The organism is Sedimentitalea sp. XS_ASV28 (assembly GCF_041224545.1).
Classification (GTDB): Bacteria; Pseudomonadota; Alphaproteobacteria; order Rhodobacterales; family Rhodobacteraceae; genus Sedimentitalea.
In genome coordinates, this window is sequence record NZ_JBGFGP010000115.1 from 1 (window position 1) to 9,406 (window position 9,406).

The following is a 9,406-nucleotide window of genomic DNA, read 5'->3' on the forward strand; positions in this document are numbered from 1 at the left end:
GGCGGCCAGGATGAAGCGTTCATGAAACGCCCACTCTTCGTCCGACATCAGGTCTCGTGCCAAGCTGGTCTCCATTGCAGATACCAGTTTGAATCACGTTCAGCCCGCCCTGTTAACACCTTTTGTCAACACGGCCTAATCGTCAGCCGGGAAACTTTAAGCAAACGGGTGAGCCGGTTTGGTCAGCATTTCGCCCGATGTTTCAAGCGTAACCGGTCTGCCGCGGCTGACTAATGGCACCTGGATGAAGTCGTGATCCCGATCAACTGCGTTAAGATATGGTCGTGGCGTGCGGTTGATGGAAATGGAGATGTGCTTGATATCCTGGTGCAGCCGAGGCGAAATGCCAAAGCGGCTGATCTCTCGATTTGGCCCGCCCCGCGTCGTCATCACGGACAAGTTGCGCCGCCAGCTATAACAAGCCAATCCGTCAGCTTGCACCGGAAGCCGACCACCGCGCTCACAGGGGGCTCAACAACCGATCCGGAAGAGAGAAGGTCATGGGGTGGTTCAAATCCCCGAGGCAAACGCAAAGTTTCCTCGCCGCCCATGACCAGATCAACACGATTTTCAGACCCCGCCGCTATCACCTTTCTGCAATCTCATACCGCCAGACCAGATCCGATGCATTTGATCTTTGGCTGGGCTATGCGCTCGAAATGACTGTGTGATCGAGCCCAGGCAGGTCTTCTGCACTCAGTGCGGAATAAGTTGGCGATCCCGCCTTTGCGAGCTATCAGATGCCTATCCAGACAACGAACAGCAGCGCGATGGCAAGCAGAAACAACGTCTCGATCATCAGTATGGCGCCATAGCTGGGCTTCACCTTGATGATCGCGGCAAGGCTGGTCTTTACGCCGAGTGCCGAGATCGCGATCACAAGGCACCAGCGCGACAGCTCGCCTATCAGGGCAACGAGTGTTTCAGGCAGAAGGTTGGTATTGGTCAGCACCGCAAGCGCGACGAACATCACAAGGAACCAGGGTAGCTTCAGTCGTTGCGACTGCGCACCGCGAAAGCTGAGCATCACAGTCAGCATGACCACCGGCAGAAGCGCCACACGCAGCATCTTGACGAAGGTTGCAATGACTCCGGCATCCTCGCTGACCGAATAGCCCGCGCCGACAACCTGCGCGACATCGTGGATGGTGGCACCGATCAGGAATCCGCTTTCGACCGCACTCATGCCGAGGGCGTTGAAGAGCACCGGGTAAGCGATCATGGCAATCGTGGACAGCGCAGTCACAGCGATGACAACGAACAAGGTATCTTGTTCGCGGTCGGGGCGCGGAGGCAGGACCGAGGTGATCGCCAAGGCGGCCGACGCCCCGCAGATCGCGACCGAGCCCCCCGCCAGAAGCCCGAACGCCATGCGCCGACCCAACACAAAAGACAGAAATGCCCCGCACCCGAGCGTCGCCAGAACGAAACCGACGACGGCCATGACCGGCACCAGCCCGATACTGGATACATCCCCGACGCTCAGGCGTAGGCCAAGGAGGCCCACGCCGAAGCGCAGCAGAGTCTTCGAGGCGAAGTTGATCCCTTTCACGCAGACAGCTTCTTCCGACATGAAGTGAAACGCCATGCCGATCAGCAGCGCGAAAAGCATGACCGGCGCGCCATAATGTTCGGACAGGAACGTTGCGGCGGCGGCAATCACCGCCGCCAGCATCAGCCCGCCGAAATAGAGGTTCCACTGCGATTTGATCGCGGAAGCCATCAAACGTTCCTTTTCGCTGATCGTCGCGGATCAGGCGGCCTTCCGGCGACCCTTGAAGTCGAACGCCGCGTCGTAGCCGAACAGTGCGACCGATCCGCCGGTATGCAGGAAGATCACCCGCTCGCCTTTCTTGAAGTGTCCCTTACGGATCAGGTCGATGAAGCCGGCCGCACCCTTGGCGGAATAGACCGGGTCCAGAAGGATGCTCTCAAGTTCCGCAAACATGCGGATTGCCTCCAGGCCGCTTTCAGTCGGAATGCCGTAGCCGTCGCCGACGTAATCGGTGTTGGCGACCACGCCCTCGCGGTTCACGACACCGGGGCAGCCGAGCTTCTCGGCGGTCTTGACGGCGAGGTTGTAGACATTCTCTTCCTGCTTGGCCTTTGGTGCGCGCACGCCGATCCCCAGAAGCGGGATTTGCGCGTTCATGGCCTTCAGCCCGGTGATCAGGCCAGCCTGAGTGCCGGCGCTGCCTGTGGCGTGGATAATATGGTCGATCTTCAGTCCGCGTTCGTTGACCTGGTTCAGCGTCTCGAAAGCGCAGTTCACGTAGCCGAGAGCGCCTGTGGGGTTCGAGCCGCCGCCGGGAATGGTGTAGACCTTCTTGCCATCGGCGCGGAGCTTGTCGGCGACCTTTTCCATCTCTGCATTCATGTCGCCGCCACCGGGACGCTTTTCGGTGGTAGCGCCGTGAAGATGATCCAGCAGCACATTGCCGTTATTGTTGTAGTTGTGGTCGTTTGATCCGGTGCGGTCTTCGAGCAGGATATGGCACTCCATCCCAAGCTTGGCCGCGAAGGCCGCAGTCTGGCGGGCGTGGTTCGACTGGGTCGCGCCTTGGGTCATCACCATCTCGGCGCCTTCCAGTTCAGCTTCGGCCATCAGGAATTCCAGCTTGCGGGTCTTGTTGCCGCCAGTGGACAGACCGGTGCAGTCGTCGCGCTTGATCCAGATCTCCGGTCCGCCCAGCTCGGCGCTGAGGCGATCGAGGCGCTCCAGCGGGGTGGGCAGATGTGCGATGAAACGGCGGGGGAAGCGGGCGAGGTGCATGAAGAATCTCCTTTTATGAAGCTCCGCGCAATTTATCGATACCGCTCCGGCATTCCTAATGTGAAATTTGGCAGATAAAATGCAAAACTTGCATTTTAAGACGCGTAACGTCATTGTCCTACCATGCGACTGGAATGGATAGATGATATTCTCGCGGCTCTTGATAGCGGCTCACTAGCCCAAGCTGCGGAGCGGCGATTTGTGACGCAATCGGCCTTCACGCGGCGGGTGCGCATGATCGAGGAAAATATCGGCGCCACACTCTTCGATCGCCGCCGCAAGCCTGTTACGCTGATGCCGGGCGTTGTGGCGCTTGAGCCCGAATTGCGAGAGCTCAGCGCACGTTTGCGCCGCTTGTCGCAGGATTTGCGGCTGTCGGCAGGGCGGGCGGGCCGCCCTCTGACCTTCGTCTGCCAGCATGCCATCACCACGACCGTTTCCCCTCGCGTGGTCAGGCAACTGACCGCTACCGGGGAAACATCGGTACGTGTCCGATCCGGCAATCAAGACGAATGTCTGCTGCTCTTATTGGCGAACGAGGCGGACTTCGCGATCATGTACGAAGTTGCCGAAGACCGCACACAGGTGATTTCGCGGGCTTTCGAGGATGTCTTGCTCGAACGCGATCTGCTGATCCCTGTCTGTGCGCCTGCCATTCGCCCACTGACAGAAGGCTGCGAGCTTCCGGTCATAAGCTACCCTCCCGACGTGTTTCTGGGGCGGGTTTTCAACCGAAACATCGCACCGCGCCTGCCTGACAATGTCGAAGTTGTATCGCAGGCCGAAACCGCCCTTACACTTGCGGTGCTTGAATTTGCACTCAGCGAGATCGGCATCGCGTGGTTGCCGGAATCGCTCGTCGGTGCCGATCTGGCGCGTGGGCAACTCGTGCGGGTTGACGATGTGCTTCCGGCGCAGGAACTGGACGTCAGAATGATCCGGTTGTCGGAAGAGCCAAGCCAAAGAAGCGACGCGGTCTGGCACCACGTGATCGAAACCCTGAAACTGCCTGCCTGCTCAGAGCGCCTCCCAGACGCTGCGCCCGGTCTTGTCCAGCCGGTCGAGAGAGCAGAAAAGAGATAGCGTCAGTGTGGTCTGCCATTCCTCCGCGCCAACGGTGACCAGCGTGCCGCGCTTGATTTCGTCGGCCACCGCGAACTCGGGCAGCCAGGCGACTCCGCTTCCCGCCAGCGTCCGCCGTTTGATCGCCTCGGCCAACGCATCCATATATCGCAGCGCCAGCGGAGGCTCGCGATTGCCGATGGTCTGATCGACGACGGTGCCCAGAAAGCTGTTTGGATCGTAGCTCAGATAAGGGATGCAATCCACTTGCGGCGCTGACAGGTTCCAGCCGCCTTTCGCTGCGGCGCTCTTTTCAGCGACCGGCAGCAATCGTTCCGTGCCGATATCCTTACGCGCGAATTGCGTTTCGTCCATCACCGGAGCGACGTCATTATGCCGGTAATACAGCAGAAAGTCGCATGACCCGTCGGTCAGCAACTGGCAGCAGGTCCGCAGGTTGTCCGAGTAGATGCGTACCCGAAGCTCCGGGATCTGCTTTTCAAGCTCGGCAATCCGCCCCGACAGGTAGTTAACGGAAATCGTGTGCAGCACGGCAATGCGCTGAAAGGCGGTGCTGCCCCGTTCCTCGGCGCGGATAGCCTGACGCAGATCGGTCAGGTTCGACACGGTATCGCGCGCGACGGGAAGGAATTGCAGTCCGGCGTCGGTCAGTTGCACAGGATAGGTCGACCTCTTGACCAGGGGAACGCCGACCCAGTTCTCCAACGATTTGATGCGACGGCTGAAGGCAGGCTGCGTGATGTGCCGCTCCTCGGCCGCACGGGTGAAATTGAGTGTCCGACCAAGGCAGACGAAATCCTGAAGCCAGTTGATGTCCATGTTCGTTTCCCGGATTGGGCTTCAGAATACTCAACCCAACAAACCATGCAAGTTTCGCATGAATATATCGAAAGTATGAATTGGCGCCTGGCGAATGAGTCTGGCTATGCTTGACCTGAGGTCAAGAGCGGCCGGATGTGGGCCAGCTGTCCCGATCCTGCGACTGACCTAAACAAGGAGGCGGCACATGCCTGACGCGAAGGAGAAACCGTCAGTGCGGCGAGCCGGGAAATGGGAGTTGAGAATGAATCAATCTTGGAAATTGGGCGCATCGGCGTTGGCCATGGCTGTGGCTGCAGCCGCCGGTGCAGCCAATGCAGAGACGACTTTGCGCCTGTCCACCTATGTCAATGAATCCGACGTTCGCTATCAGGGGTTCCAGCACTTCGCCGGGCTGGTCGCCGAAAAGACCGGTGGCAGCGTCACGGTCGAAATCTTCCCTTCGTCCACGCTGCATGGCTGGTCCGAAGGCGTCGACGCGGTGCAGGGCGGTGTGTCCGATATAAGCTGGATCAATGCCGATAACCGGCTGCCCTGCTATGCTGTGACATCGCTCTTCCCGGCGAATGTCAGCCTTGAAAATCAGCCCGAACTGGACGCGGCATATGCCAATCTGATCCGCGAGGAAGCGGCTTCGGCTAACCTCGTGCCGCTGCTCAATTCCAACTATTCCTACGATCAGGAATGGTGGTTTGAGAAGCCGGTCGAGGATATCGGCCAGCTTGACGGCAAACTGGTCCGTTCCATCGGGCCGCTGGTCAGCCTGATGATCGAGACTTGGGGCGGAGAGCCTGTCTTCGTCGCGCCGAAAGAGGTATTCCAGTCCGCCGAACGCGGGGTCGTGGACGGTATAAACATGGGGGTTGCGACCTACTCTTCTTGGAAGCTGTGGGACGTGATGCCGCATATGGTCAACGCCAACCTCTTCTATGGCAACATCATCTACATGATGAACAAGAACAAATATGAGCTGCTTACCCCCGACGAGCGGACCGCTCTGACCGAAGCAGCTGCCGAGACCGAAGCGTGGCTTCAGCCGAAATACGAAGCCTGGGTGGACGAGCAGATCGATGCGGCCATCGAAGAAGGCGGCACACTGGAAACGCTGCCTGCCGAAAAGACCGCTGAGCTTATCGCCAGCGTCGGCGATGCCTGGAACGCCGAGGTTGACGCCACCTGCGGTGCCGAACTGGCCGGTGACATTCGCAGCCTGCTGGAAAGCCACGCGGCGAAATGACGGGATGTCGGGGCGACCTGCAACGTCGCCCCGCCGCTGTGTCCATATCAAATCGAGGTGGCAACGATGAAAGACGGTCTTGATCGTATCGTGGACAAGGCGGAAAGGTTGGTCGTATGGCTGGCCGGTGCCGGTGCGGTCGTCGTGCTGATCCAGATGGTCTGGATCTCCTACGGCGTGTTCGTCCGCTACGGGCTGGGCAAACCGGATCGGATGGTGACGGAAGCCACTGCGCTGCTGTTGTTTCCCGTCGCTTTCGCCGGGCTCGCATACGCGCTTCGCGAGGATGCCTATCCCAAGGTCACGATGGTCACCGAACATTTGGGTCCGAAACTTCAAAAGGGTCTGAACATTATCAATCTGGCGCTGATGCTGGGTGTCGGGCTGTTTTTTTCCTATGCCGGGGTAAGTGCCACAATTCGCGCGTGGAACTCGGGCGTGGCGTCCGAAATCCTACACTGGCCGCGATACCTGTTCTGGGCGCCGGGCGCGGTGGCGCTCGTCCTCTTCTCATTTTATGCCGTGCTGCGTCTGATCCAGGCGATCCGCGCTCCGGCGATATCGGAGGCTGACTGATGGAATGGTATGCCGTAGCCTTGGGCCTGTTCGGCCTGCTCATGTTCTTCATCATCATCGGCCTGCCCATCCCCTTCGCGCTCGCCGCCGCTTCGCTGCCGTTCCTCTGGCAGATCCAGGGGTTTGAGACATCCATCGTTTCGTCCGAATTGAAGCTATGGGGTGTTTGGATCGACTACATCCTGCTTGCCGTGCCTCTATTCGTCTTCCTGGGTGAACTCATAGGCAAGTCGAAAATCGGGCCGAACCTCTACCAATTCCTTCACCAAGGCGTGCGTATCAAAGGGTCGGCTGCCTACGGCTCCATCGCGGCCAGTGCAGGGTTCGGCGCGGTCTGCGGATCGTCGATGGTCGGTGCGCTGACCATCGGTGGCGTCGCCCTGCCCGAAATGCTGCGCCTGGGCTACGGCAAACGTCTGTCGAGCGGCGTTCTTGCCGCCGGCGGCACGCTTTCCGTGCTGATCCCGCCCAGCCTGATCCTGCTGTTCTACGGCATCGTCACCGATCAGAGCATTGGGGATCTTTTCATCGCGGGTGTCATACCCGGCATCATCCTGGTCAGCAGCTTCGTCGTCGTCGTGCTTATCTGGGGCACGTTGAAGCCGCAGGACATTCCCGGACGCGAGGATGCGGCAAAAATGCCCGTGCTGATGATCCTCAGCACGGTCGGGCCAATCGTTCTGATCGGCCTGGTCATCACGGTTGCCATCTATGCCGGCATTGCCACCCCGACCGAGGCCGCGGCGGTCGCGTCGTTGCTCACAGTTGTGCTTGCCTTCGGTGTCGGCGGTCTGACCTGGGAAGGCTTCAAGGGTGCGCTCTTCGCCACGATGCGCACGATGGGTTATCTGGGCTTGCTGCTCTCGGCTGGCGTGCTCTTCGGTTTCGTGCTGACCTACTTCCGGGTGCCGCAGCAGTTCACTGACCTGTTCCTCTCGCTGGAGCTGGCGCCGACAACCGTCCTGATGATCGTGGTCGTCTTCTACATCATCCTCGGCATGTTTCTTGAACCCGTGTCGATGACCTTCATCACCCTACCCACCATCTATCCACTGATGAGTGCGGCCGGCTTTGATCTGATCTGGTTCGGCGTCGTCTACACGATCACGATGGAGATCGCGGTGCTGACGCCGCCGGTGGGGCTGAACCTCTATGTGATCCAGGCGATCAGCCGCGAACAGGTGACAATCGGCGACGTGATCATGGGGTGCCTGCCCTTCATCGCCGCGATGGTGCTCTTGATCGTGATCCTCATCTTTGCACCCGACGTGGCGCTGTGGCTGCCAGAGCAGATGGGCTGATGGGTATGAAATCTCTTCCCCATCGCCGCGCCGGGCAGGGTTTTCCGCTTGTACTTGTTCACGGCTATCTGGGCGGGTCCGCGCAATGGGAAGCGGAAATCGCGCATTTCTGCGACCGCTTCGATGTCATCGCACCCGATCTGCCGGGGTTCGGGGATGCATCGGACCAGGCAGGATGCGACCGGATCGGAGATATGGCCGACAGAACCATCGGCCTTCTGGATGAGCTCGGCGTTGATGCCTTCATCCTGATGGGCCATTCCATGGGCGGCATGATCGCGCAGGAAATGGCGGCGAAGTCTGGGCCGCGGGTCAGCAGGCTGGTACTCTACGGCACCGGCCCGCTTGGATTGATGCCCGACCGTTTCGAGCCAATCGGCGTGTCACGTGAACGCCTGACCAGCGATGGCGTCGCCAAGACGATCGAGCGGATCGGGGCCACCTGGTTTCGCAAGGGCGATGCCTCGGCAGGCTTCCGTCTGATCGTAGAGATCGGAGCGAAGGCGAACCAGCAGGCGGCGCTGGCCGCGCTCGATGCAATGGCCGGATGGGACGGCCGGTCGGCGTTGAAGGCCCTCGAAATGCCGACACTGGTCGTCTGGGGTCACGAGGACCGATCCTATCGCTGGCCGCAGGTCGAGACGTTGTGGAAGAACCTGCCAAACGCAACGCTCTCCGTTATCCCGGGTGCGTCCCATGCCGCACACTTGGAAAAACCCCGGCTTTTTCAGGCAATTCTCGAAGATTTTCTGTCCGACTGAGAACTGCCCGAATGAAATTGCAAGGGCTTCATCGGGGACTGTTGCATTAACCGGCTCATTTGGACAGTTTCGGGTTTTTGAGGTCCAGCATGCCGCGTAAGTCGCCGTTCAAACACCATCGCTTTCCTCGTGACATTATCCTGTGCGCGGTGCGCTGGTATCTGCGTTATCCGCTGTCTTATCAGGATGTCGCGGGTCTTCTGGCAGAGCGCGGCATTGAGGTCGATCGATCGACGGTGTATCGCTGGGTCCAGAAATTCGCCCCAGAACTGACGAAGCGAACCGAGAGGCATCTGCGCCGTGCAAGCGTGGACTGGCATGTGGACGAGACCTACATCCGTGTCGGCGGCAAATGGCGTTATTTGTGGCGCGCGATCGATGCCAACGATCAGATGGTCGACTTGCGCCTGACCGCGCGGCGCGATGCAAAAGCGGCAAGAGCGTTTCTGAACAAGGCGATTGAGAGAGTCCGTTTGCACCGACCGGTCACCATCTGCACCGACAAGGCGCATACCTATCGACGTGTCATCCGCGAAATCAGTCATCGGTATGATCCGCATTTCGACAGCATACGGCATATCGATCGAAAGTGGCGAAACAATCTGATCGAGAGCGACCATGCCGTGATGAAACGACTGCCTGGCTACCGACAGAGCTTCCGGTCCCTGCGATCAGCCAAAGCGACTCTCAGCGGGATCGAAACTATAAGAACCATCAAACGCGGTCAAATCCATCACAAGCCACCGGGCGTCCAGGGCGAGATCGCATTCATCAGCCGACTGTTCGACGCCGCCGCGTAACCAACTGCGCTCACCAGGCATTCATTCGCCAACAGCGGATTAATGCAACAGTCCCA

9 protein-coding genes and 1 pseudogene are annotated in these 9,406 nt (G+C 59.5%); 7 read left to right on the forward strand and 3 right to left on the reverse strand.

Going from position 1 to position 9,406, the window contains the following annotated elements; all coding sequences use genetic code 11:
• Nucleotides 1-81 precede the first annotated feature (81 nt).
• Nucleotides 82-671: pseudogene (locus AB9K34_RS08700) on the forward strand (transposase); the annotation flags it as partial.
• 65 nt (nucleotides 672-736) lie between these two features.
• Here the strand turns inward: AB9K34_RS08700 and AB9K34_RS08705 are convergent.
• Both AB9K34_RS08705 and AB9K34_RS08710 read right to left on the reverse strand, forming a co-directional pair.
• Nucleotides 737-1,723: a YeiH family protein gene (locus AB9K34_RS08705; protein ID WP_369954040.1), complete on the reverse strand. Its 987-nt coding sequence runs from the start codon at nucleotides 1,721-1,723 to the stop codon at nucleotides 737-739.
• A 30-nt stretch (nucleotides 1,724-1,753) separates the two neighbouring features.
• Nucleotides 1,754-2,773, reverse strand: coding sequence for a D-cysteine desulfhydrase (locus AB9K34_RS08710; protein WP_369954041.1), 1,020 nt, complete (start codon nucleotides 2,771-2,773; stop codon nucleotides 1,754-1,756).
• A 123-nt stretch (nucleotides 2,774-2,896) separates the two neighbouring features.
• On the opposite strand from AB9K34_RS08710, the gene AB9K34_RS08715 reads away from it, so the two are divergent.
• A complete protein-coding gene (locus AB9K34_RS08715) occupies nucleotides 2,897-3,856 on the forward strand; it encodes a LysR family transcriptional regulator (RefSeq protein WP_369954042.1) in 960 nt (319 codons plus the stop codon).
• Here the strand turns inward: AB9K34_RS08715 and AB9K34_RS08720 are convergent.
• Nucleotides 3,791-4,675 carry a LysR family transcriptional regulator gene (locus tag AB9K34_RS08720; protein ID WP_369954043.1) on the reverse strand — a complete coding sequence of 295 codons (885 nt, stop codon included), beginning with the start codon at nucleotides 4,673-4,675 and terminating at the stop codon, nucleotides 3,791-3,793. The two genes, AB9K34_RS08715 and AB9K34_RS08720, sit on opposite strands and share 66 nt — an antisense overlap.
• A 283-nt stretch (nucleotides 4,676-4,958) precedes the next feature.
• Here AB9K34_RS08720 and dctP point away from each other — a divergent pair, with 283 nt between their 5' ends.
• The 5 genes from dctP (at nucleotide 4,959) to AB9K34_RS08745 (ending at nucleotide 9,350) form a co-directional block, all read left to right on the forward strand.
• Nucleotides 4,959-5,912: a TRAP transporter substrate-binding protein DctP gene (dctP, locus tag AB9K34_RS08725; protein ID WP_369954044.1), complete on the forward strand. Its 954-nt coding sequence runs from the start codon at nucleotides 4,959-4,961 to the stop codon at nucleotides 5,910-5,912.
• 66 nt (nucleotides 5,913-5,978) lie between these two features.
• Nucleotides 5,979-6,488, forward strand: coding sequence for a TRAP transporter small permease (locus AB9K34_RS08730; RefSeq protein ID WP_369954045.1), 510 nt, complete (start codon nucleotides 5,979-5,981; stop codon nucleotides 6,486-6,488).
• Nucleotides 6,488-7,789: a TRAP transporter large permease gene (locus AB9K34_RS08735; RefSeq protein ID WP_369954046.1), complete on the forward strand. Its 1,302-nt coding sequence runs from the start codon at nucleotides 6,488-6,490 to the stop codon at nucleotides 7,787-7,789. Before AB9K34_RS08730 ends, AB9K34_RS08735 begins: the two co-directional genes overlap by 1 nt.
• Entirely contained in the window at nucleotides 7,789-8,550 is a 762-nt protein-coding gene (locus AB9K34_RS08740; protein ID WP_369954047.1) for an alpha/beta fold hydrolase, read from the forward strand. The genes AB9K34_RS08735 and AB9K34_RS08740 overlap by 1 nt, the downstream gene beginning before the upstream one ends.
• Before the next feature lie 89 nt (nucleotides 8,551-8,639).
• Nucleotides 8,640-9,350, forward strand: a complete 711-nt coding sequence (locus AB9K34_RS08745) for an IS6 family transposase (protein WP_369954048.1) — start codon at nucleotides 8,640-8,642, stop codon at nucleotides 9,348-9,350.
• Nucleotides 9,351-9,406: the final 56 nt, after the last annotated feature.